Annotated in this window: 21 protein-coding genes; 7 read left to right on the top strand and 14 right to left on the bottom strand. The window is 66.7% G+C overall.

Features of this window, described 5'->3' with window-relative positions; genetic code table 11:
- The first annotated feature begins 1 nt into the window (after position 1).
- Positions 2-295 carry a hypothetical protein gene (locus tag RTY13_RS02575; RefSeq protein ID WP_312780896.1) on the top strand — a complete coding sequence of 98 codons (294 nt, stop codon included), beginning with the start codon at positions 2-4 and terminating at the stop codon, positions 293-295.
- Here RTY13_RS02575 and RTY13_RS02570 read toward each other — a convergent pair.
- The 12 genes from RTY13_RS02570 to RTY13_RS02515 all read right to left on the bottom strand — a co-directional run bounded on the left by RTY13_RS02570 (position 292) and on the right by RTY13_RS02515 (position 13,571).
- Entirely contained in the window at positions 292-1,320 is a 1,029-nt protein-coding gene (locus tag RTY13_RS02570; RefSeq protein WP_312780894.1) for a mitochondrial fission ELM1 family protein, read from the bottom strand. The genes RTY13_RS02575 and RTY13_RS02570 overlap by 4 nt on opposite strands.
- Positions 1,311-1,784, bottom strand: coding sequence for a transcription elongation factor GreA (gene greA / locus RTY13_RS02565; RefSeq protein WP_312780892.1), 474 nt, complete (start codon positions 1,782-1,784; stop codon positions 1,311-1,313). The genes RTY13_RS02570 and greA overlap by 10 nt, the downstream gene beginning before the upstream one ends.
- A 141-nt stretch (positions 1,785-1,925) precedes the next feature.
- Positions 1,926-2,150, bottom strand: a complete 225-nt coding sequence (locus RTY13_RS02560) for a hypothetical protein (RefSeq protein WP_312780890.1) — start codon at positions 2,148-2,150, stop codon at positions 1,926-1,928.
- A 68-nt stretch (positions 2,151-2,218) separates the two neighbouring features.
- A complete protein-coding gene (locus tag RTY13_RS02555; RefSeq protein WP_312780888.1) occupies positions 2,219-2,887 on the bottom strand; it encodes a glutathione S-transferase in 669 nt (222 codons plus the stop codon).
- Positions 2,888-2,952: 65 nt separating this feature from the next.
- Complete coding sequence (locus tag RTY13_RS02550) at positions 2,953-3,177, bottom strand: cysteine protease (protein WP_312780887.1); 225 nt, start codon at positions 3,175-3,177, stop codon at positions 2,953-2,955.
- A gap of 65 nt (positions 3,178-3,242) precedes the next feature.
- Positions 3,243-4,559, bottom strand: coding sequence for an amidohydrolase (locus RTY13_RS02545; RefSeq protein WP_312780886.1), 1,317 nt, complete (start codon positions 4,557-4,559; stop codon positions 3,243-3,245).
- Positions 4,560-4,614: 55 nt separating this feature from the next.
- The gene (locus RTY13_RS02540; protein ID WP_312781774.1) at positions 4,615-4,863 is read right to left on the bottom strand and encodes a DUF1294 domain-containing protein; all 249 of its coding nucleotides are present in this window, start codon (positions 4,861-4,863) and stop codon (positions 4,615-4,617) included.
- Between the two features lie 58 nt (positions 4,864-4,921).
- Positions 4,922-5,365 carry a hypothetical protein gene (locus tag RTY13_RS02535; protein WP_312780884.1) on the bottom strand — a complete coding sequence of 148 codons (444 nt, stop codon included), beginning with the start codon at positions 5,363-5,365 and terminating at the stop codon, positions 4,922-4,924.
- A gap of 109 nt (positions 5,366-5,474) precedes the next feature.
- Positions 5,475-8,774: a carbamoyl-phosphate synthase large subunit gene (gene carB / locus RTY13_RS02530; RefSeq protein WP_312780882.1), complete on the bottom strand. Its 3,300-nt coding sequence runs from the start codon at positions 8,772-8,774 to the stop codon at positions 5,475-5,477.
- Between the two features lie 9 nt (positions 8,775-8,783).
- A complete protein-coding gene (locus RTY13_RS02525; RefSeq protein WP_292083616.1) occupies positions 8,784-9,062 on the bottom strand; it encodes a ribonuclease E inhibitor RraB in 279 nt (92 codons plus the stop codon).
- Between the two features lie 263 nt (positions 9,063-9,325).
- Complete coding sequence (locus tag RTY13_RS02520; protein WP_312780880.1) at positions 9,326-12,628, bottom strand: TonB-dependent receptor domain-containing protein; 3,303 nt, start codon at positions 12,626-12,628, stop codon at positions 9,326-9,328.
- Positions 12,629-12,866: 238 nt separating this feature from the next.
- Positions 12,867-13,571, bottom strand: a complete 705-nt coding sequence (locus RTY13_RS02515) for an HAD family hydrolase (protein WP_312780878.1) — start codon at positions 13,569-13,571, stop codon at positions 12,867-12,869.
- Between the two features lie 88 nt (positions 13,572-13,659).
- On the opposite strand from RTY13_RS02515, the gene RTY13_RS02510 reads away from it, so the two are divergent.
- The 3 genes from RTY13_RS02510 to RTY13_RS02500 all read left to right on the top strand — a co-directional run bounded on the left by RTY13_RS02510 (position 13,660) and on the right by RTY13_RS02500 (position 17,172).
- On the top strand, positions 13,660-14,955 hold the full coding sequence (locus RTY13_RS02510) for an amino acid permease (protein WP_312780876.1): 1,296 nt from the start codon (positions 13,660-13,662) through the stop codon (positions 14,953-14,955).
- A gap of 86 nt (positions 14,956-15,041) precedes the next feature.
- Positions 15,042-16,202: a glutamine-hydrolyzing carbamoyl-phosphate synthase small subunit gene (gene carA / locus RTY13_RS02505; protein ID WP_312780874.1), complete on the top strand. Its 1,161-nt coding sequence runs from the start codon at positions 15,042-15,044 to the stop codon at positions 16,200-16,202.
- A 1-nt stretch (position 16,203) separates the two neighbouring features.
- Complete coding sequence (locus RTY13_RS02500; RefSeq protein ID WP_312780873.1) at positions 16,204-17,172, top strand: hypothetical protein; 969 nt, start codon at positions 16,204-16,206, stop codon at positions 17,170-17,172.
- A gap of 3 nt (positions 17,173-17,175) precedes the next feature.
- Here RTY13_RS02500 and RTY13_RS02495 read toward each other — a convergent pair whose 3' ends face one another.
- Both RTY13_RS02495 and RTY13_RS02490 read right to left on the bottom strand, forming a co-directional pair.
- Positions 17,176-17,637 (bottom strand): hypothetical protein, encoded by a 462-nt coding sequence (locus tag RTY13_RS02495; protein WP_312780872.1) that lies wholly within the window; start codon positions 17,635-17,637, stop codon positions 17,176-17,178.
- Positions 17,638-17,713: 76 nt separating this feature from the next.
- Entirely contained in the window at positions 17,714-17,980 is a 267-nt protein-coding gene (locus RTY13_RS02490; protein WP_312780870.1) for a hypothetical protein, read from the bottom strand.
- A 196-nt stretch (positions 17,981-18,176) separates the two neighbouring features.
- Here RTY13_RS02490 and RTY13_RS02485 point away from each other — a divergent pair, with 196 nt between their 5' ends.
- The 3 genes from RTY13_RS02485 (at position 18,177) to rpoD (ending at position 23,335) form a co-directional block, all read left to right on the top strand.
- Entirely contained in the window at positions 18,177-19,313 is a 1,137-nt protein-coding gene (locus RTY13_RS02485; RefSeq protein WP_312780868.1) for a patatin-like phospholipase family protein, read from the top strand.
- 128 nt (positions 19,314-19,441) lie between these two features.
- Entirely contained in the window at positions 19,442-21,322 is a 1,881-nt protein-coding gene (dnaG, locus tag RTY13_RS02480) for a DNA primase (protein ID WP_312780867.1), read from the top strand.
- A 75-nt stretch (positions 21,323-21,397) separates the two neighbouring features.
- The gene (gene rpoD / locus RTY13_RS02475; RefSeq protein ID WP_312780866.1) at positions 21,398-23,335 is read left to right on the top strand and encodes an RNA polymerase sigma factor RpoD; all 1,938 of its coding nucleotides are present in this window, start codon (positions 21,398-21,400) and stop codon (positions 23,333-23,335) included.
- Positions 23,336-23,377 lie beyond the last annotated feature (42 nt).

Raw genomic sequence — 23,377 nt, 5'->3', positions numbered from 1 at the left:
GATGACATCGGCGAACAAGGCGGCGGCCTTCCTGCCCATCGGCATCGGGTCGGGGATCGCCATCGGCACGGGTGTCGGCGTGGCGACCGACAACCTGGCCCTGGGGCTGTCGCTGGGCGTGGCCATCGGCTCGGGCCTGGGCGTGGCCCTGATGGGGGCGATGCTGGCCCAGACCAAGAAGAAGATCGAAGGCGGCGGGTCCGATCCGACCTGCGTTCCAGACGGCGGGGCCTCCAGTTCGTCGTCCGCCAGCGACGCAGGTTGTTCGTCGGATGGCGGGGGCGGCTGCGACTAGCGCGTCCGCATCGCTTCCAGCACGGCGCGGCCGGCGCGCTCGGTTTCATTGAGCGGGGCGTAGGTCCAGCCTTCCAGCGTCCCCTCGAAAGGGCGGGCGGCGCCCTGGGCGGCGAGGTCGGCGTGCAGGCGGGCGAACTTGCCGGCGGGTTTCAGCGCGATCATGGGCAGGACCTGGACCGGCTTGCCGGTCGAGGCGGCCTCGGTGGCCATATTGGCGCTGTCCTCTGTGACGAGGATGTGGTCGGCGGCGTCCAGCATGGCGAACAGGGGGTTGTCGCCGGTCCCGTCCCATATCCAGCCAGGCAGGGCGGACAGGCGCTCGGTCATCACCGCCCTGGCCGCGTCCGGCGTGCGACGCGAGAAGGTTTGCAGCAGCGACCCATCAGCCGCCTGCACCGCCGCCTTGATCTGATCGGCCAGGACCGCCGCGTGGCCCTCGGGCAGGTCGAAGGCCTTGGACGTGCCGCCGATCATCACCGCCACGCGCGGATGGGGCAGGGGCGCGATGCGGTCGGCGAAGGCCGGCGCGGCCTCGGCCAGCTTTTGCGGTGTGATGCGGTGGGGGCTGCCGATGATCTCGAAGACATTGTCGCCCGACAGGCCGTCGTGGGCCGGGGCGACGATCAGGTCGTAGGCGCCGTTCTTCCAGCGCGGGTCCTGGGTCTGGACCGTGAAGGTCCGGCCGCCGCTCCAGTCGCGCACGCGGGCGGACAGGGGCAGGCTGGCGCGGCCGGTGGCGATCCACAGGTCGGGCCAGTCGCTGACGGTGCGCGGATCGAACGACCCCGGCGCCAGCATGGCGGGGGTCTTCAAGCTGGACGGCCAGCGGTCGAACAGCGGCCGCCAGCGGACGTGCTTGATTTCAATATCGGCGGTGGTCAGGCGGGCGACCGCCTCGGCCAGGCCCAGGGCCTGGTTCTGGATGCCGGCGCGGCCGTCGGACACCACCCAGACAGACAGAGGGCGCGCGGCTGAACCGCGCGCCCCTGTGGCCTGCTCAGCGAGAGGAGTGCTTACTTCCACTCGACCTTGAGGATTTCATAGGCCTTCACGCCGCCGGGGGTGTTGACCTCGACCACGTCGCCGACTTCCTTGGAGATCAGGGCGCGGGCGATCGGTGAGGCGATGGAGATCTTGCCCAGCTTCACGTCGGCCTCGTGTTCGCCGACGATCTGATAGACGCCCTCTTCTTCGGTGTCTTCGTCCACGAAGGTGACGGTGGCGCCGAACTTGACCTGGTTGCCCGACAGCTTGGACACGTCGATGACCTGGGCGCGCGAGAGCTTGTCCTCGATCTCGGCGATCGAGCCCTCGATCCAGCCCTGGCGTTCCTTGGCGGCGTGATACTCGGCGTTTTCGGACAGATCGCCGTGCTCGCGGGCCTCGGAGATGGCCGCGATCACGCTCGGCCGTTCGACCGACTTCAATTGCTTCAGTTGCTCGTCGAGGACACGGTAGCCCTCGGCCGTCATCGGCACTTTTTCCATTGTGTCGTGAGTTTCTTGCTTCGCCCGGAGACTAATGAGAGACGTAAATCAGCACAGACACGATCACGGGGCGCGCGTGATCGGGGCCAAGAGCCTAGGGCGTCCTTCGGCCAAACTCAAGAGCATCGTCGCAGTTGCGCTTCAGGGCCTGGCGCGCGGCGACCCCGGATCACGACCAGCAGAGGCTTGTTCGCGGTCCTGACCCAGGGCGCGCCGAAGCGCGGTCCAGGCGATGAAGATCAGCGCCAGCATCGCCAACACCATGAATAGACCCGAGATCAATCCCAGGCCCGTGGCGATGAAGGCGATGACGATGCAGACGGCGGCGGCGAGGGCGGCGACGACTTGAATGACAGACAGGCGCATGGGGTCGTAAACGTTAACGCCCTTGCGCGGTTGCGTGGTCGCGAAGCCGTGATCGCAAAACGCCGACCTCAGGCGTAGGCGTATTCCCCGCCGCGCTCGAGAGCGCGTTTCCAGGCCGGACGGGCGTGGATGGATTGCAGGAAGCGGGCGATGTGGGGATAGGCGGTCAGGTCGATGGCCCGGCTGGCGGCGGCTTCCAGAGGGAAGCTCATCATGATGTCAGCGGCGCTGAATTCCGGCCCGGCGAACCAGCCGGTGGCGACCAGTTCCTTTTCCTGCCAGTCGGCGTGAGCCTTGAGTTGCGGGTCTATGAAGCTGGCCTGGGCCTTGGCTGCTATGCCGTTGACGAGGGCGCGCATCAGACCGGGCGCGCGTTTCGGCAACTGGGCGAAGACCAGCTTGAGCAGCAGGGGCGGCATGGCCGAGCCCTCGGCATAGTGCAGCCAGTAGGTGAAGCGCCGTCCCTCCGCCGTGCCGCGTGCCGGACGCAGGCGACCCTCAGGGTCATAGGCGTCCAGCAGGTATTCGATGATGGCGCCCGTTTCGGCCACGCGGATGTCGCCGTCGTCCAGCACCGGCGACTTGCCCAGGGGATGGACCGCCTTCAGCTCGGGCGGGGCAAGCATGGTGGCCGGGTTCCGCTGATAACGCTTGATCTCATAGGGCAGGCCCAACTCCTCCAGCAGCCAGAGCACGCGCTGCGAGCGGGAGTTGTTCAGGTGATGGACGAGGATCATGGGCGCGCTCCGTCTGATGAAGGCTCAGCTTGGGCGCTTGACGCAAGGTTCGTCCAGAGGGCGCATCAACGGCGAGGGCGGCCGCTCCATCGATTGCGGGCGTGATGTTTGGCGTTCGGCTTGGCCGCAGCGCGAGGCGCGGCGCCGGGGCGGCTGGCCTGATGCTTCTGCCACAGCTCGAAGGCCAGGGTGGCCAGGGCCAGCTTGCCCGCATGGCGGCCGGCGAAGCTGCGCCCGCGCCGCGACAGCAGCAAACCGCCCAGAAGGGTGGCGAGGCGGGGCAGGCGCATGGGGAAACTCCGTGAAGGCCGGGCGACTGCAGACTGAACGGATCAGCCGCCCGACGGTTCAGGGATCAGGCTTTCGGCATCAGGGCCTCGGCGGCCAGGACCGAGCCTTCGACGCCGAGCGTCACGGCGGGTTCGGGCGTGATGCGGAACAGGGGCGAGTGGTGGCCGGGGGCGCTGTCGACCTGATCCGCCGGGGTGCCGCCGACGCTGAAATAGACGCCCTTCACCCCGCTCTCGGGGGTGACGAAATAGGCGAAGTCCTCGGCGCCCATGCCGCCGCGCGGCTTGTCGATCAGGACGTCCTCACCCAGGCCGGCGACGAAGGCGGCGCGCACGCGGGCGGCTGTGGCGGCGTCATTGATGGTCGGCGGCGTGTTCTCCAGCGCCGAACGGGTCACAGTGGGCAGCTTGTCCTCGGGCACGCCGAGCGCCAGGGCCGTGTTGCGGCTGATGCGGTCGATGCCGTCCAGCAACTGGGCGCGGACCTCGGGGCTGTCGGCGCGCACCGTCAACTGCATGTCCACGCGGTCGGAGATGATGTTGTGCTTGATGCCGCCGTGGATGGCCCCGACGGTGACCACGGCTCCGTCCAGCGGATTGGTCTCGCGGCTGCGCAGGGCCTGCAGCGACACCACGATCTGCGAAGCCACCAGCACCGGATCGACGCCCAGGTGCGGCGAGGCGCCGTGGGTGCCGACGCCGTGGACGGTGATGTCCACGCTGTCCGAACTGGAGGAGGTGATGCCCAGCGGGGCCTCGATCCTGCCCGTCGGGGTGTCGGCCGAGACGTGGAAGGCCAGGGCGTAGTCCGGCTTGGGGAAACGGGTGTAGAGGCCGTCGTTGACCATGGCCCGGGCGCCGAAGATACGCTCCTCGGCCGGCTGGGCGATCAGGACGAGGGTGCCGGACCAGTTGGCCTTCCTCGTCGCCATCTGGCGCGCCGTGCCGACCAGGGCGGTGATGTGCACATCGTGGCCGCAGGCGTGCATGACGGGCTTTTCGGTCCCGTCGCTGTCGACCTGACGCGCGGTCGAGGCGTTGGCTAGGCCCGAGTTCTCTCGAAGGGGCAGGCCGTCCATGTCGGCGCGGATCATGACGGTGGGCCCGGCGCCGTTCTTCAGCACCGCCACCACGCCGGTCCCGCCGACCCCGGTGGTGACCTCATAGCCCAGGGCGCGCAACTCCTGCGCCATGCGGGCGGCGGTCTGCACCTCCATGCCCGACAGTTCGGGATTGCGGTGGAAGTGGTCGAACAGGGCGCCGAGATTGGCGTCGTAGTCGGCCTTCACCGCCGCCTTCAGCTCGGCGTCTTGCGCCATGACCGGCGCGGCGCCGGCTGCCAGAACCGCCGCCAGAACGGCCGTGATCGTCGCTCGTTTCATGTCTTTCCCCTGATCCCTGCGGCGAGCTTATGCCTTTCAACAGGAGCGGCAAGTGTCAGGCGGGAAGGGCGTTCCGGACGAAGAGAGCGGCGGCGGTCAGCAGAACCAGGATGTAAAGGCTGAAGATCAGCCCCAGCCGGGTCGCGAAGGGCTGCTTGCGTGTCTTGTGACGCAGGATGTGCTGACCCATCCATGCGCCCAGGCCGCCATAGGCGACCGCCAGCAGCAGGCTGCGCTCGGAGATGCGCCAGCCGCCCGCCCGCGCCTGTGCCTTGTCGAACCAGAACAGGCCGAAGGCGAGCAGATTGCCCGCCAGCAGGCCGAGCAGGATCAGGTCGACGAGAGACAGGCCCGCGTTCCGGCTAGTAGACGAACTGGGGCGTGTCGCCGATCAGGATGTAGTTCGGTTTCCAGGCTCCGTTCCAGCGATAGAGGCTGAGCCAGACGAAGACCGGTCCGTTCGCGGTGTAGGCGGCGATTTTCACGCGACAGAGTTCGGGCGATGCGCATTCCGACTCGAACACTTCCCACCGCTCGATGACGCCGTAGGTTTCTAGGATGAAGGTGGTCTGGCTGACCAGTTGCTGGACCTCGACGGTCTTGCTGGCGAACAGGGTGCCGGCGAAGAGATCAGCATAGGCCTTGGCGTAGGCCTTATCCTTGAGGGATGAAAAGAACGGCGTCGTGACACGCTCGATCCCGGCGGCTTGCGCCTCGGTCATCGGCGGAAGTTCCCGCTCGACCGCTGCGGCGGGGGCGGCGACGGCGAGCGCCAGCGCGATGGACAGCAAGGCGGCTTTCATCATTGCATCTCCTTGTTCGGCGAAATCGTAGCGTCAACGCCATTGCGCGCAAGTTACGAAAAAGCCCCCGGCGTCGGAACGCCGGGGGCTGATTTCACGACTGGGCCGAGGCTCAGTTGTAGGACTGCACCGGACGGACATCCAGTTCGCCGGCGCGGATGGCGGCGATGCCCTGGGCCGCGGCCAGCGAACCGGCGGCGGTGGTGTAGTAGGGGATCTTCATCATCAGCGCCGTGCGGCGGATCGAGAAGCTGTCGGCCAGGGCCTGCTTGCCGTCCGTGGTGTTGAAGACCAGCTGGACCTCGCCGTTCTTCATGGCGTCGACGATGTTGGGGCGGCCTTCCAGCACCTTCTTGACCAGACCGACCTCGACGCCCTGAGCCTTGAGGTAGTCGTGGGTGCCCGAGGTGGCGATCACCGAGAAGCCTTGTTCCAGCAGCGAGCGGACGGCCTCGACGATGAAGGGCTTGTCGGCTTCCTTGACCGAGACGAAGGCGCAGCCCTCGGTCGGCAGGACGGTGCCGCCGCCGATCTGCGACTTGGCGAAGGCGCGGGCGAAGGCGGGGGCCAGGTCGGCCTCGCCATCACGCTTCCAGTCCAGGCCCATGACCTCGCCGGTCGAGCGCATTTCCGGGCCCAGGATGGTGTCGACCCCGGCGAAGCGGGCGAAGGGGAAGACGGCTTCCTTGACCGCGATGTGATCCAGAGCGTTGTCGACCAGACCGAAGGAGGACAGTTTCTCGCCGGCCATGACCTTGGCGGCGATGGCGGCGATCGGCTGGCCGATGGTCTTGGCCACGAAGGGCGCTGTGCGCGAGGCGCGCGGGTTCACTTCCAGCACGAAGATGCGCGGGTTTTCGCTGTGCGGCTCCTCGATGGCGAACTGCACGTTCATCAGGCCGCGCACCTTCAGGGCCTTGGCCATGGCGGTGGTCTGGCGCTTCAGCTCGGTGACGATCTCGGGGCGCAGCGAGAAGGGCGGCATGGAGCAGGCGCTGTCGCCCGAGTGGACGCCGGCTTCCTCGATGTGTTCCAGCACGCCGGCGACGAAGACGTCTTCGTCGTCGCACAGGGCGTCGACGTCCACTTCCGTGGCGCGGTTCAGATAGTGGTCGATCAGGACCGGATCGTCGCCCGAGACGCGCATGGCCTCGTGGACGTAGCGGTCCAGCTGCTCGCGGTCGTGGACGATCATCATGCCGCGGCCGCCCAGAACATAGGAGGGGCGCAGGACGACGGGATAGCCGACTTCCTCGGCCTTCTGTGCGGCTTCCTCGGCCGAGCGGGCCAGGCCGTTCGGCGGCTGTTGCAGGCCGATGGCCTGCAGCATCTGCTGGAAGCGCTCGCGGTCCTCGGCCAGGTCGATGCTGTCGACGCTGGTGCCCAGGATCGGCACGCCGTCTTCCTGCAGGGCGTGGGCCAGCTTCAGCGGGGTCTGGCCGCCGAACTGGACGACGACGCCGATCAGCTCGCCCTTCGAGCGCTCGACGTCGATCAGCTCCAGCACGTCCTCGCCCGTCAGGGGCTCGAAGTAGAGGCGGTCCGAGGTGTCGTAGTCGGTCGAGACGGTCTCGGGGTTGCAGTTGACCATGATCGACTCGACGCCGATGTCGGCGAAGGCAAACGCTGCGTGGCAGCAGCAGTAGTCGAACTCGATGCCCTGGCCGATGCGGTTGGGACCGCCGCCGAGGATGATGGCCTTCTTCCTGTCCGACGGCGCGGCCTCGCACTCGGGGATCTGGCCCAGGGCGCCGGTCTCATAGGTCGAATACATATAGGCCGTAGCCGAGGCGAACTCGGCGGCGCAGGTGTCGATGCGCTTGAAGGTCGGGCGGACCTTCAGGCTGCGACGGGCCTTGCGGACCTCGACCTCGCTCTTGCCGGTCAGGGCCGCCAGACGGGCGTCGGAGAAGCCCTTGGCCTTGAGCTTGCGGAAATCGGTCTCGGTCGCGGGCAGGCCCTGGACGCGGACATGGCCCTCGGTGCGGATCAGGTCGGCGATCTGGCGCAGGAACCAGGGCTCGTAGGAGCAGGCGGCGTGGACTTCCTCGACCGTCAGGCCGTGGCGGAAGGCCTGAGCGATGACGCGGATGCGGTCGGGCGTAGGCTCGCCCAGGGCGCGGACCACGGCGGCGCGGGCGCCTGCGTCGTCGTCGGCGTCGGCGACGCCCTCGATCTCGATCTCGTCAAAGCCCGACAGGCCGGTTTCCAGACCGCGCAGGGCCTTCTGCATCGATTCCTGGAAGGTGCGGCCGATGGCCATGACCTCGCCGACCGACTTCATGGCCGTCGTCAGGTGGGGCTCCGAACCCGGATACTTCTCGAAGGCGAAGCGCGGGATCTTGGTGACGACATAGTCGATGCTCGGCTCGAACGAGGCGGGCGTGACCTGGGTGATATCGTTCTGCAGTTCGTCCAGGGTGTAGCCGACGGCCAGACGGGCGGCGACCTTGGCGATGGGGAAGCCGGTGGCCTTGGAGGCCAGGGCAGAGGAGCGCGACACGCGCGGGTTCATCTCGATGACGACCATGCGGCCGTCGGCCGGGTTGATCGCCCACTGGACGTTGGAGCCGCCGGTCTCGACGCCGATCTCGCGCAGGACGTTGATCGAGCCCGTACGCATCAGCTGGTATTCTTTATCCGTCAGCGTCAGGGCCGGGGCGACGGTGATGCTGTCGCCGGTGTGGACGCCCATGGGGTCCACGTTCTCGATCGAGCAGATGATGATGCAGTTGTCCGCCGTGTCACGGACGACCTCCATCTCGTATTCCTTCCAGCCCAGCACCGACTCCTCGATCAGGACCTCGGTGGTCGGCGACAGGTCGAGGCCGCGCTCCACGATCTCGTGGAACTCCTCGATGTTGTAGGCGATGCCGCCGCCGGTGCCGGCCAGGGTGAAGCTGGGGCGGATGATGGCGGGCAGGCCGACGAAGGCCAGGGCGTCGTCGGCTTCCTCGATGTGGTGGATGGCGCGCGAGCGGGGCGATTCCAGACCCAGCTTGTCCATGGCGTCGCGGAACTTCTGACGGTCTTCGGCCTTGTCGATGACCTCGGCCTTGGCGCCGATCATCTCGACGCCGTACTTGGCCAGGGCGCCCGAGGCGTTCAGGGCCAGGGCCGTGTTCAGCGCGGTCTGGCCGCCCATGGTCGGCAGCAGGGCGTCGGGGCGCTCCTTGGCGATGATCTTCTCGACGATGTCCGGGGTGATCGGCTCGATATAGGTGGCGTCGGCCACCTCCGGGTCGGTCATGATGGTGGCGGGGTTCGAGTTGACCAGGATGACCCGGTAGCCCTCGGCCTTCAGCGCCTTGCAGGCCTGAACGCCGGAGTAGTCGAACTCGCACGCCTGGCCGATGACGATCGGGCCGGCGCCGATGATCAGGATGGACTTGATGTCTGTGCGCTTGGGCATCGGCGTTACTCAGTTCGTCACGACCGCGCACTCCCAGCCGTCGTAGTCGAGCTGGAAGGCCGCGGCCCAGGATTGCATCATGGCCGACACAGGCGAAAACGACGCCTCGTCGACCGGCATGGTTGTTTCCAGGACGGTCATGTCGCCCTGGCCCCGAGTCAGAAAACCCGCACGACGCGCGACCTCGCAGAGATCGCCGTGCGCATCCTCGTCGCCGTAGAAATAGAACAACGTATGGCGCGGGGTGATCCCGCTGTCGCCCTGCTCGGCCAGAGCAGCGCGCACCATAGCATCCTTTTCCTCGTGACTGTTCAGCGCCGGGCTCCACGCGCGCGAAGAAACCGGACGCAGGGCGAGGCCCGCGACCGATCCGTTCAGGTTGTCGGTTAAGCGGTCCGTTTAGAGACGAGGGGCCGGGGGGGCAAGCCCTTGCGGCGCAGGAACGTCGCACGGCGTGTTACGGCCTGTCACACGCCCTTGTCGTGGGGCGCGGGCAAAGAAAAAGGGCGGTCCCGAAGGACCGCCCTTAATCGTCTTAGCGACGCTTGAACTTACCAGGGACGGAAGTTCAGGCCCACGAAGAACCGGCGACCATAGGGGTCGTAGTTCGAGATGATCGTGGTGCCCAGGATGTCGCGCTGGTGAGCTTCGAACAGGTTCACCACGCCTGCGCGCAGGCTCAGGTCGTCACGGACGTTGTAGCGCACCGTGAGGTCGTGACGGGTGAAGTTGCCCGTTTCCAGCTGGTCCGTCAGACGCGAGTCCGGGTTGCTGATGAAGTCGCGAGCGCGGACGATGTTGACGCTCGACTGCCAATCGGCGGTCCAGTTCAGGCTCCAGATGTCGTTCGGACGCCAGGTCACCGACGAGGCCATACGGACACGTGGGTAGATGGTGCTTCCGCTCAGGCCGGCGGCCAGTTCATCATAGTCGCCCGGATCGGACTCGTTCAGGTACTGCTTCTGCTCGATGAGCCACGAACCGTTCAGGCGCCAGTCGATGGAGCCCCAGTCCTTGCCCCAGTCGGCGGTGTCCCAGGAGTAGTTGGCGCCGAAGTCGAGGCCGCGGGTTTCCAGGGCTGCATAGTTGAACGAACGCTCGATGAAGCCGCCGATGGCGTCGCCCGAGGGGGCGCCAACGCCGAACTCGATGCTCGGGTTGTTGCGGAAGATCGAGTTACAGGCGTCCATGTTCAGCTCGGAACCGCTGACGCAGTTGGCTGCGATGGTGCCTGCAGTGACCGAGGCGATGACCTTGTCGATGCGGATGTCGAAGTAATCCAGCGTCATGGTCAGGCCAGGCAAGAAGCGCGGCTTCAGGACGGTCGAGAAGGTGAAGGATTCCGACTCTTCCGGCTGCAGGTTGGGGTTGCCGCCCGAGGAGCCGGCGATGCCCGAGGTGTAGTTGGGCACGAAGTCGTCGAGGTTGCTGGCGGTGGCGCCGGCGAAGTCGAACGTCAGGCCCTGCTGAGCTGCGAGGGTGGTGCAGTTCTTGATCCGGTTGTTCTTCGTTTCCTGATCATTGACCGCGGCGATGTTGGCCGTGGCGCAGGGATCAGCGAAGTTGTTCGCGAACGTCTGGCTGAAGGGCGAGTAGTTTTCGCCCAGGTTCGGCACGCGAACCGAGGTGTTGAAGCTGGTCTTGAAGGTGATGTCCTGGATCGGACGGTAGACCAGGTTCACGCCGTAGACGTCGACGTTGCCCACGGTCGAGTAGTCGGCGTAGCGGTACGAACCGCTCAGCTCGGCGTACTCGCCCATGAAGCTGTCGCGGAACAGCGGGAGCGACAGTTCGGCGAAGACTTCCTTCGACTCGTAGCTGACTTCCGGGAAGTCGGCGCCGGTGTTGAGGAAGAGCAGACGATCACCCGCAGTCGAGCTGCGGCCGACGGCCGAGGTCGTTTCCTTGCGCCATTCGCCGCCCAGGGCCAGGCCGATGCTGCCGGCGCCCCAGAAGTCCCACAGTTCGGTCGAGACCGAGCCGATGGCCTGGTGCTGCTCGTTCATTTCCTGAACGCGAACGAAGGCGTCGACGTATTCCAGAGCCTCGGCCGACTGGTTGCCCGCGCCGAAGATGTTCAGCGGGGTGCACTGGGCGATCGAGTCGCGGCCGTACTGGGTGTCGCGCAGATCACCGCCACGGTGATTGTCGGCGACGGCCAGGCCTTGGGCGTTCAGCAGGCTGGCGCGGCAGACGATGGCGCCGGCCTTGCCGAGCACGCCGGCCGTGTCGACCACAGCGTCAGCGGCCAGCGACATGCGCTGGGTGTCGACGCCGCGTTCGATGTTTTCGATCTCGGCCTTGCCGTAGACGTAGCCCAGATCCCACGACAGCGACTTCATGAAGCTGATCGGGCCGTGGTCGCCCTGGAAGCCGGCGGTGTAGCGCTGGACGTCGCGGGTATTGGCTTGCGAACGCTCGGGGCCGAAGAAGGTGTGACGAGCGATCGGCAGAGCCACCGTTCCGGTCAGTTGGCCGGCGTTGGCGGCGGTCGGCGGCGCATAGACGTCGATGCGGTTGGCCGCGATCGCGTCCTTCACGTTCTGCGGCAGGAAGGCGTTGTCCGCCCAGCGCAGGTCGAAGGCCGACGTGCCCCAGATCGAGGCGGTCTGGTTGGCGCCGTACGAGCTGTTGTCCAGGTCAACGTCGAAGAAGGTGCGCTGGCCGCGCATGAAGGTTTCTTCGGTGATGTACTTGGCCGAGGCGTTGAACGAGATCTCGTCGGTGATCTGGAAGTTGCCGCCGACCTGGTAGCGCTGCGATTCCGATTGCGGCACGCGGCTGAAGCCAGCGACTTCACCCAGGGGCATGCCGTCGCCGCCGATGTTGTAGGGGCGGTTGTGGCCGACGTTGCCGACGCGCTGGCCGAAGTTGGCCGCACGAGCCGTGTTGCCTTCATAGACGAAGGTCTTGCCCGGATTGATGCCGTAGCAGTTGGCGGCGTACGAGAAGCTGCCGCCGGGGAGGCAGTTCTGGTACGGGATGTTCGGGTTGGCCAGGGCGCTGGGCTGCAGCACGTTGGCCAGGGTGGTCTGACCCCAGGGCAGGATGTCCAGACGGTTCACGCCGTAGAAGACGCCGGCGTCCAGCAGGCCGTCATTGGGCGCGTTGGTCGGGTCGGCGTCGATCGCCAGACGGATCGGGCCGCGGCGAATCCAGTCGATGTCCATCGAGTCGACGTTGTCGACCTTCTCGTATTCCGCGTGAGCGTAGAGGTTCAGGCGGTCGTCGAAGAAGTTCTTGCCGATCAGGGCCGAGACGCGACGGCTGGCTTCGCCGTTGCTGTTGATCTGGCCGTAGTTGGCGTCGATCTCGAGGCCTTCGAAGTCCTTCTTGAGGATGAAGTTCAGCACGCCCGAAACGGCGTCGGCGCCGTAGACCGACGAGGCGCCGCCCGTGATGATTTCAACGTTCTGGATCAGCAGGCGCGGGATGGTGTCCACGTCGACCGACAGGTCGCCGCCCGAGGAGCTGACGTGACGACGGCCGTCGACCAGCGTCAGGGTGCGGCCGGCGCCCAGCGAGCGCAGGTTCGGCAGCGACAGGCCGCCGGTGTTCAGGCTCGAACCCGTCGTGTCCGACGGAACGGTCGAGTTCTGCAGGGCCGGGATGGTGGCCAGGTAGTCGATGACGCTGGTTTGGCCGGTCGACAGCAGTTCTTCCTGCGTCACCTGGATCAGCGGGGTCGGGGCGTTGGTCGGGTCGCGACGGATACGCGAACCCGTAACGACGATCTCGCCCACTTCGGTGGCGACGTCGGACTGGGGCGCTGCTTCGACCGACTGGGCCATGGCCGGGGCGGTCAGTGCGATGGCGCTAGCCAGCACCGTCGAACCGAGGAGGATTGCTCTCATTACTTTTATACACCTGACACAAAAAAGCCGGAAGCGGCCACACATTCCCCTCGGTGTGGCTGAAATGGGGCTAAGTTTGCCTAGGTTTGGTCAAAGTGTGGTTGAGATGACGCCTTGTGGCCGAAGTGGTGCAATCGAGACACATTTGAGACGATCTCAGTCTCAATATTTGGCGTCACGGCGTTCACTGAATTGAATGCTGTGAAATGAGTGATTTTAACTCAAAGATCGTCGATATTTATCCGAGCTTGTCCATCGCGGCGATCCAGTCGGGCAGTTCGGCTATGCGGCTGAGCGAGACATAACGGGGGTGGCCTTCCGGCGCGTCCGCCAACTCGTGGGCCCAGGTGATGTGGTAGGGGATGTGGCAGGCGAAGGCCCCGGCTTGGAGCGCAGGCAGGACGTCGGACTTCATCGAATTGCCGGCCATCACCGCCTCGGCGGCGCCGCTGCCGTGCAGGGCGAAGGCGCGATCATAGGTTGAGCGGTCCTTTTCCGACACGATCTCGACGGCGGCGAACAGGTCGCCCAGGCCGGACGCGGCCAGCTTGCGCTCCTGATCCATCAGGTCGCCCTTGGTGATCAGGACCAGCCGATATTGCTCCGACAGTTCGGCCAGGACCTCGTCGACGCCGGGCAGGGTCTCGACCGGGTGGGCCAGCATCTCGCGGCCCGCCGCCAGGATTTCGCGGACGATGTGCGGCGGGGCGGCGCCGTCGCACAACTCCATGGCCGTCTCCAGCATCGACAGGGTGAAGCCCTTCACGCCGTAGCCGTAGAGACGAAGGTTGCGCTGCTCGACCTCGGCCAGACGCCCCATCATCACCGGCTCGTCGGCGTGGTCGGCCAGCAGGTCCACGAAACGCTTCTGGCTGAGGCGGAAGATGGTCTCGTTGTGCCACAGGGTGTCGTCGGCATCGAGGCCGACCGTGGTGATGGTCATGGGGAGGCTCCAGTGTGCCGGCGCTCTCTATCCCAGGCCCGGCGCGATATCACGCGACGGGTGCGACATTTCGGTCTATGCGGCGCAGATGACCCAGACGGAAATCCTGCCCGACCCGCCGCACCGTATCGGATGGGCGCTCGCCGCCCTCGTCGTGGCGGGCAACATGATCGGTTCGGGGGTCTATCTGTTGCCCGCGACCCTGGCGCCGACGGGCAGCAGCAGCATTATCGGCTGGCTGATCTGCGGGATCGGGGCGGTGACCCTGGCCCTGGTGTTCGGCGGTCTGGGCCGGATGCAGCCGGACGCCGACGGCCTGTCGGACTTCACCCGGCGCGGCATGGGCCGCTTCATCGGCTATCAGACGGGGCTGGCCTACTGGGCCGCCTGTCTGGCGGGCAACGTGGCCCTGGCGGTGGCCGGCACCGGCTATCTGGCCTTCTTCATTCCGGCGCTGAAAGAGCCCTTGTGGGCGGCGGTCAGCAACCTGGCCCTGATCTGGCTGACAACGGCGGCCTACGCCAGCGGCGCGAAAACCGCTGCACGGTTCGGGGCCATCACCCTGGGTCTCGGCCTGATCCCCATTGTCCTGGCCATCGTCGCGGGAGCCATGGCCTTCAGCGGCGACACCTTCGCGGCCTCGTGGAGCCCGGGCGATCAGCCCCTGCTGAAGACGGTGCCGGCCTCGCTGGCCATCATCTTCTGGGCCTTCCTGGGCGTCGAGAGCGCCGCGGCCCTGTCCAGCCTGGTCAAGAACCCCTCGGTCGACGTGGGCCGCGCCTCGCTGGGCGGCGTCGCCCTGGCCTTCATTGTCTATGTCGCGGCCAGCATCGCCGTCTTCGGCGTCATTCCGGCCGACGTCCTGGTCCATTCGACCAGCCCCTATGCTGATCTGGTAGCGCGGGTCATGGGCTCGTCCGTGGCCGGTCTGGTCGCGGCCTGCGCCGTGATCAAGGTGCTGGGCACCATCGCCGGCTGGACCATGCTGGCGGGCGAGACCTCGCGCGGGGCCGCCGAGGCCGGCTGGATGCCGCGTTGGTTCGGCGGGGCGCAAAAGGGCAAGACGCCGCTGAGCAACCCCATCCTCAACTGCGTGGTCATGAGCGCTCTCGTCATCGCCAGCGCCCAGCCGACCCTGGGCGAGCAGTTCGGCGTCCTGATCGGCGTCACCTCGGTGCTGACGCTCTGCCTCTACGCCCTGTGTTCGATGACGCTGTGGAAGCTGACCACCAAGACTGGCTGGCGCGCCCTGGCTGTCGTCGGCGTGGTCTTTTCGGCCTTTGCGGTCGCGGCGGCGGCGGGCGGCTATATCCTGCCCAGCGTCGGATTCTTCGCCCTGACCAGCCTGGCCTGGGTCTGGGTGCGAAAGGGCCAGAAGGTTTAATCTCCGGGGCGTGTTGACCCCGCCCCTGCATCTCTTTAGTCACGCCGCCGTTTGTCTGCCCGTATTCATTGTTAGGAGCCTGCGCCATGACGACCCAGATTCTGTCCGGCGCCACTGGCGTCCTCGCGCTCGCTGACGGCACCATCCTGCAGGGGATCGGCGTCGGCGCCGTCGGCACGGCCCTCGGCGAGGTGGTCTTCAACACCGCCATGACGGGCTATCAGGAAATCCTGACCGACCCCTCCTACATGAGCCAGATCCTGGCCTTCACCTTCCCGCACGTCGGCAATGTCGGCGTGAACGTCGAGGACGTGGAGCAGATCGGCGACGGTTCGGGGACCTCGGCGCGCGGCGCCATCTTCCGCGACGTCCCGACCGATCCGGCCAACTGGCGCGCGGGTGGCGACCTCGACGCATGGATGAAGCGCCGTGGCGTGGTCGGTCTGTCAGGTGTGGACACCCGCGCCCTGACCAAGATCATCCGCGACAAGGGCGCGCCTCACGCTGTCATCGCCCACCACCCGGACGGCCAGTTCGACCTCGACGCCCTGGTGGCTCAGGCCAAGGCCTGGACCGGCCTGGTCGGCCTGGACCTGGCCAAGGACGCCTCGACGCTTCAGGCCTTCGACTGGAACGAAGGCGTATGGGAATGGCCCGCCGGCTATCCCAAGGTCGATGCGACCGACAAAAATGTCGTGGTCGTGGACTATGGCGTGAAGCGCAACATCCTGCGCGCCCTGGCCTCGACCGGGGCGAAGATCACCGTGGTTCCGGCCAATACCCCGGCCGAGGACATCCTGGCCCGCAATCCTGACGGCGTGGTTCTGTCGAACGGTCCGGGCGACCCGGCCGCGACCGGCGAATACGCTGTGCCCGAGATCAAGAAGCTGGTCGCCAGCGGCAAGCCCCTGATGGGCATCTGCCTGGGCCACCAGATGCTGGCCATCGCGCTCGGCGCCAAGACCATCAAGATGGATCAGGGCCACCACGGCGCCAACCATCCGGTGAAGGACCTGACCACGGGTAAGGTCGAGATCGTGTCGATGAACCACGGCTTCACCGTGGACCGCGACAGCCTGCCTGACGCCGTGGTCGAGACCCACGTCAGCCTGTTCGACGGCACCAGCTGCGGCATCGCCGTCAAAGACAAGCCGATCTTCAGCGTCCAGCACCACCCGGAGGCCTCGCCCGGGCCGACCGACAGCCTCTATCTGTTCAACCGCTTCGCCGAGTCGATGAGGGCCTGACGTGTCGGGGCCGGCGGCGAAATCGGCCTATCTCGGCTGGGTTGCTGACGCGATCAGCGGGGAGAGGGGCATCGCCTCGCCCGCGACCAGGGCGCCCAGCGATCTGATCCTGGGTTACGCCACCGGTTATGACGTCGCCGACGTGGCGCCGTTCGTGCGGTCCTTGCGCGCGGTCTGGGATGGTCCTCTGGTCCTGGTGGTGGATCAGGACCCGGCCCTGCTCGCCTTCCTGGCGGAACATGACGTCGAAGGCGTCGCGCCGCGTTCGGTCGGCGCGGGCGCCTGGGCGCCCCATGCCGTGATGGCCCGGTTTGCCGCCTTCGACGCCCTGATGGCCGAGCGTCCCTGGGCGCGACACGTCCTGATGACGGACGTCCGCGACGTGGTGTTCCAGGCCGATCCCTTCGTCCCCGCGCCACAGGGCTCCGAGTTCTTCTCGGAATACGATGAGGGAACGCTGGCCGATCACGCCTTCAACATGAAGTATCTGCGCGGCGTCGGCGGGTGCGACATCGCCCGCGCCCTGTCCGACAAGCCGTGCGTCTGCGTCGGCACCGTGGTCGGAGGCCGTGACGCCATGATGCGTTTCTGCCGGACCCTGTTGATGCTGGCGGCCATTCCCCGCTCGGAAATCGGCGGCGCCTTCGGCGCTGATCAGGCGGCCTGCAACATCGCGCTTCATCTCGGCATGATCGAGGGCGAGGTGAAGCCTAACTACGGTCGGGTGGCGACGCTCGGTCTGACGCCGGGGGCGGAACTGACGGTCGCGGATGGACGCATCGTCAACCCTGACGGCGGCGTCAGCGCCATCGTTCACCAGCACGACCGCCATCCTCATCTGCTGGAAGCGGCCTATGGGCGATGGGGCGATGGACTGGAACGACGCGAACGCGTGCGACTCCAGAGCGCCGCCCAACGCCGTCGCAAGCTGAAGGACTCCCTCCTGCGCCGCCTGCCCGAGTTGCGCTGACGATCAGCCGACGAAACCGTCGCGGATCGAAATTGACCGTTTCAGGCGTTCGGCGCGCTGGCCCCAACGTTTGGGGTCGGTGGCGGCGGCGACCACGCCGATGACGGCGCCCTCGGCGTTCTTCAAGGGGTAGGAGTCGACGAAGACCGGCTGAGGACCGGCCTCGCCGCCCAGCAGCCAGACCTCGTCCGTGATCGGCTCGCCCGACTTTATCGCGCGGATCACGGGCAGATCCTCGAGTCTGGCGATCGAGCCGTCCTGGGCGAAAACCTGGAAACGATCGGCGTAGTCTTCGGGACGTGCGCCGATCGGGTCCTTGATCTCCAGCCCCGGCACGCCGCCTGCCACCGCCAGCACTTCGCCGCTGGGCGCCGCATGCAAAATGACGGCGCCGCCCAGTCTTTCCGCCATGACGTCCAGCAGAGGACGAAGAAAGGCGGCGTGGGGGTGATCAGCGTCAGACATGGAAAAGCTCAGCAATCTTCTTCAGACCTAGGCTCGAACCCTGAATTTTTCTGTAATTCTCGCGGTTGCGAAAGCCCTAGGGCAGTTGGACAAAGGTCGAATGCCGGCGCAGTTCACAGGCCTTGCGCACCGCGACCGGCGCGGCCGAAATCCAGTAGGCGGCGTCGTCGGTGCGGCGGGCCAGTTTTCGCTCCTGACCGCGGCGACGGCGCGCGGCGGCGTTGTCCAGCAGGCGCGCGTGCAGGGCGCGGGGCGTCAGGAACGGAATGGCGGGGGAGCCGGGGACGGCGACGGCGTCGGGGCCTTGGGGCTCCACCGCCGGGCGGGCGATGGCGATGAACATCAGAAGCTTCCGTAAAGCGAATCAATCCACAGGTTGTGGATAACATGGTTGTCGCGCGGCATTTCGTTCGCATTCGGACGAGGGCGAGGCCGGGACGGCCTTCTTGGTTAATGAAAACCTAACGCGGATTTTCGGGCCCGGCGCTTTTCCATCTGTCATCGATCCCGCCTAGGGTGGCGGGCCTTGGAGGACGCCCATGAGTTTCAGCCTGTTGCGGACGGTCGCCGTCGTTCTGAGCGCCGGACTGCTGTTGTCGGCCTGCGCCAGCGGGGCGCGCAGCGATTTCGGCCTGAACGAGCGCGACGCCGCCTTTCCCGTGGGCTTCCCCAATGTCCGCTATTCCGTCGAGGACGAAGCGGCGGCTCAGAGCATCGAGCAGCAGCTGGGCGAGGGCGTGCCCAAGGGGGCGGACGGTCATTTCGACCTGATCGCCCTGTCCGGCGGCGGGGCCAACGGCGCCTTCACGGCGGGCCTGATCAACGGCTGGACCGCCAGCGGCAAACGGCCCGATTTCGAGGTGGTGACGGGGGTGTCGACCGGCGCCCTGGCCGCCCCCTTCGTCTTCCTCGGTCCGCGCTGGGATGCGCGGTTGAAGGAGGCCTATACCGGCGGCGAGGCGACCGGGCTGCTGAAGAGCCGGGGGCTGCGCGCCTTTGTCGGGTCGGGCGTGTTCAGCGGTCTGCCGCTGCGTGAACTGGTCGAGCGCAATGTCGACGAGGCCCTGCTGGCCGAGGTGGCGGCCGAGCACGCCAAGGGCCGGCTGCTGCTGGTCGCCACCACGGATCTGGACGCCCAGCGCGGCGTCATCTGGAACATGGGCGCCATCGCCGAGCGCGGCGGGCCGGAGGCCCTGGCTCTGTTCCGCGACGTCCTGATTGCCTCGGCCAGCATTCCCGGCGCCTTTCCACCCGTCATGATCCGCTCGCAAGCGCAGGGCGCGGTGTTCGAGGAGATGCACGTTGACGGCGGGGTGATGAACCCCTTCGTGGCCCTGCCGCAGATCATGTGGAACTGGGACGACGTGTCGGGCGTGTTTCAGGGCGCGCGCCTGCACGTCGTGGTCAACGGCAAGGACGCCCCGCGCTTCGCCGTCACCCGCGACGCCGCCGTTCCGGTTCTGACCCGCAGTCTGGACGCGGTCCTGGGCGGCCAGCTTCGCGCCACCATCGCGGCCAACCGCGCCTTCGCCAGCCGCAACGGGCTGGAGTTCCATGTCGCCGCCATTCCCGAGGATTACGACGGCGCCAACAGCCTGGACTTCAACCAGGCCTCGATGCAGGCCGTCTATGATCTGGGCGAGGCCCTGGGCCGCACCGGCGAGGCGTGGAAGTAGGGTGGCGTCCGGTTTCGACGCACTTATCCCTGATCTTCACAGGGCTGTGGACAAGGTCGTCGGGGATCATCATGTCTTGAGATCGCGGCGGGCCTTTCCCTCATCGCCACGCCGGGGTGTCTGAAGACGTGCGTTTCGACGATCGTTTCCTCGAAGAATTGAAGGCCCGCCTTCGCCCGTCCGACGTCATCGGCCGGACGGTGAAGCTCAAGCGTCAGGGGCGCGAATATGTCGGTCTCAGCCCCTTCTCGAAGGAGCGGTCGCCCAGCTTCTTCGTCAACGACGACAAGGGCTTCTTCCACGACTTTTCGTCCGGCAAGCACGGCGACATCATCAGCTTCCTGCAGGAGACCGAGCGTCTCAGCTTTGTCGAGGCGGTGCAGCGGCTGGCGGGCGAGGCGGGGATGCAGCTTCCCGCCGAGGACCCGCAGTCAGCCGAGCGCGAGGCCAAGAAGCAGGGCCTGACCGACTGGATGGACCTGGCCCAGAAATGGTTCGCCGCCAACCTGCGCCGCTCGGTCGGCAAGGCGGCGCGCGAATATCTGGAAAAGCGCGGCCTGCCCGAGGATCAGTGGGAGCGCTTCGGCCTGGGCTACGCACCCAATGACCGCGAAGGGCTGAAGAACGCCCTGATCCAGCGCGGGGCCAAGCCGGGGGATCTGGTCGAGGCGGGCATGCTGATCTCGCCCGACAGCGGCGGTGCGCCTTATGACCGGTTCCGCGACCGGCTGATGTTCCCCATTCTGGACGCGCGCGGGCGGATCGTCAGCTTCGGCGGACGGGCCATGAACCCCGACGACCGGGCCAAGTATCTGAACGGGCCGGAAAGCCCGCTGTTTCACAAGGGCGCCACCCTCTACGGCCTGCCCGAGGCGCGCCGCATCCTGGGGGCCGAGAGCCGGGGCGAGCAGGGGATCATCGTCGTCGAAGGCTATATGGACGTCATCGCCTGCCAGCGCGCGGGCTTGCCGGCGGTCGCGCCCATGGGCACGGCCCTGACCGAAGAGCAGATGGAGCGTTTGTGGCGGGTCTCGGCCGAGCCGGTGCTGTGCTTCGACGGCGACGCCGCGGGGCTGCGCGCCGCCTATCGCTCGATCGAGCGGTCGCTGCCCCTGCTGAAATCGGGCCGGTCCTTCCGTTTCGCCCTGCTGGACGCGGGGCAGGACCCGGACGACATCCTGCGCGACAAGGGGGCGCCGGCCCTGCGTCACGCCCTGAGCGAGACCCGGCCCTTCATCGAGGTCCTGTTCCGCCGCGAAGCCGAGGCCGAACCGCTGGACACGCCTGAGCGCAAGGCCGGGCTGAAGGGACGTCTGCGTCAAGCGGCCAGCGCCATTCAAGACAAGGACCTGGCCGAGCAGTACCGGCGCGACCTGTTCGAGCGTTTCGACGCCCTGTTCCCGCGCCAGCAGCAACAACAGACTTTCCAGCAGGGCGGACGGCCCGGTCCCGGTGGGCGCTGGCGCGGTCCGCCGCCCAAGCTGGGCCAGACGGCCGAGGGCGCCCAGGCCATGCAGGCCCTGTTCCGCTCCATCGAGCCGGTGGCCGCCGCCCTGGCCCACGGCGCGGTGGATGATCCTGAGCGAATGGACGATCATCTGGAGGCCATCGCCCGGCACGGCTTCGGCGATCCAGCCCTGGACGGACTGGCGCAGGAACTGGTCCGGTTACGCTTTTCGGGGCAGAGCCTTGACTCGGCCGCGATCCGACGCCATCTGGCCCACTCGGGTCATGATGCCTTGATGCACGAGGTCGAGAAGGCGGCGGCGAAGTCCGGCGCGCCATTCCTGGCTGCAGACAAGCCCCTCGGCGAGGCGAGGATCCGGTGGTCGCAGGCGTTCGACGCTCTGACCCGCGTAGCGGCGTTGGAGCAGGCGCTGGCGTCAGCAAAGTCGGATGCCCACAAGGCGTTCGACAACTCGGCCTTCACCCTGGTGAAAGCCGAGCGCGATGCATTGCGACGGGCCATCAAGACCGGAACGATTTGGGAAGACGCGGCTTCTTCGTAACCAACGAAGTCGTCGGGCGTTGTATTTTCGCCGCAGGGGACTGATCACCCTCCAGCGGTCGTGGAGACAGACTGAATGAGCGCGCAGACCGAGACGCAGGACACCGAAGCCAATACCGACGGGCCCCTGCTCGATCTGACGGACGCCGGCGTCAAGAAGTTCATCAAGCAGGCCAAGGCCCGCGGCTATGTCACGATGGAGGAGCTGAACAAGGTCCTTCCGTCGGAAGAAGTGACCCCGGACGCCATTGAAGACACCCTGGCCATGCTGTCGGAAATGGGCGTCAACGTGGTCGAGGCCGAGGAAGACGCCGCAGAATCGACCGGCACCGACGTGGCCGCCGCCGCCGAGACCTCGGTGGCCGAGACTCCGGCCAAGTCGGCCTATGACCGCACCGACGACCCCGTGCGCATGTATCTGCGCGAAATGGGGTCGGTCGAACTGCTGAGCCGCGAGGGCGAAATCGCCATCGCCAAGCGTATCGAGGCCGGCCGCGACGCCATGATCTCGGGTCTGTGCGAAAGCGCCCTGACCTTTGAGGCCATCATGGTCTGGCGCGAGGAACTGGCCAACAACCGCATCCTGCTGCGCGAAGTGATCGACCTGGACGCCACCTACGGCATTCTCAATCCCTCGTCCTTGCCGCACAACCAGCCCGCGCCGGGTCAGCCGACCGGCGAGCCGGACGGCGACGGCGACAAGCCGGAAGGCGAGGACGAGGACGAGGACGACTTCGACGACGGCGGCGGCATGTCGATCTCGGCTCTGGAAGCCGAGCTGCGCGACGGCGTCATGGAGGTGCTGGACGCCATCGCTTCGGACTTCGGCGGTTTCCGCAAGCTGCAGGACAAGCTGGTCGAGGCCCGCCTGAAGGGCGAGGTGCTGAGCGCCAAGGATCACAAGGCCTATGAGACCCTGACCGCGGCCATCAGCGATCGTCTGAAGACGATGAAGCTGAACAACAACCGCATCGAGGCCCTGGTCGAACAGCTGTATGCGATCAACAAGCGCCTGATCGGTCTGGAGGGCCGCCTGCTGCGCCTGGCCGACAGCTACGGCATTTCGCGTCCCGAGTTCCTGAAATCCTATTTCGGCTCGGAGCTGGACCCCAACTGGTCGGAACGCGTCAAGGAAATGGGCGTGCGTTGGACCAAGTTCAGCGACAATGAAGCCGCCCAGATCGCCAAGATCCGTGCCGACGTCGCCGCCGTGGCGACCGAGGCCGGCCTGCCGATCGACGACTATCGCCGCATCGTCCAGACGGTCCAGAAGGGCGAGCGCGAAGCCCGTCAGGCCAAGAAGGAAATGGTCGAGGCCAACCTGCGCCTCGTGATCTCGATCGCCAAGAAATACACCAACCGCGGCCTGCAGTTCCTGGACCTGATCCAGGAGGGCAACATCGGCCTGATGAAGGCGGTCGACAAGTTCGAGTACCGTCGCGGCTACAAGTTCTCGACCTACGCCACCTGGTGGATCCGTCAGGCGATCACCCGCTCGATCGCCGACCAGGCGCGCACCATCCGCATCCCGGTGCACATGATCGAGACGATCAACAAGATCGTCCGCACCAGCCGCCAGATGCTGCACGAGATCGGCCGCGAGCCGACCCCGGAAGAACTGGCCGAAAAGCTGGCCATGCCTCTGGAGAAGGTGCGCAAGGTCCTGAAGATCGCCAAGGAGCCGATTTCGCTCGAAACCCCCATCGGCGACGAGGAAGACAGCCACCTGGGCGACTTCATCGAGGACAAGAACGCCGTCCTGCCGATCGACGCCGCCATTCAGTCGAACCTGCGCGAAACCACGACCCGCGTCCTGGCCTCGCTGACCCCGCGCGAGGAACGCGTCCTGCGGATGCGTTTCGGCATCGGCATGAACACCGACCACACCCTGGAAGAGGTCGGCCAGCAGTTCTCGGTGACCCGCGAACGCATCCGTCAGATCGAGGCCAAGGCCCTGCGCAAGCTGAAGCACCCCTCGCGGTCGCGGAAGTTGCGGTCCTTCCTGGACAGCTGATCCAAGACAACAAAGGGCGGCTCGCAAGAGCCGCCCTTTTTC

The sequence above is a fragment of the Brevundimonas sp. genome (genome assembly GCF_032055285.1).
Lineage (GTDB): Bacteria > Pseudomonadota > Alphaproteobacteria > Caulobacterales > Caulobacteraceae > Brevundimonas.
Note: the sequence above shows the minus strand (reverse complement) of the source record. Positions and strands in the feature narration are given on the sequence as shown.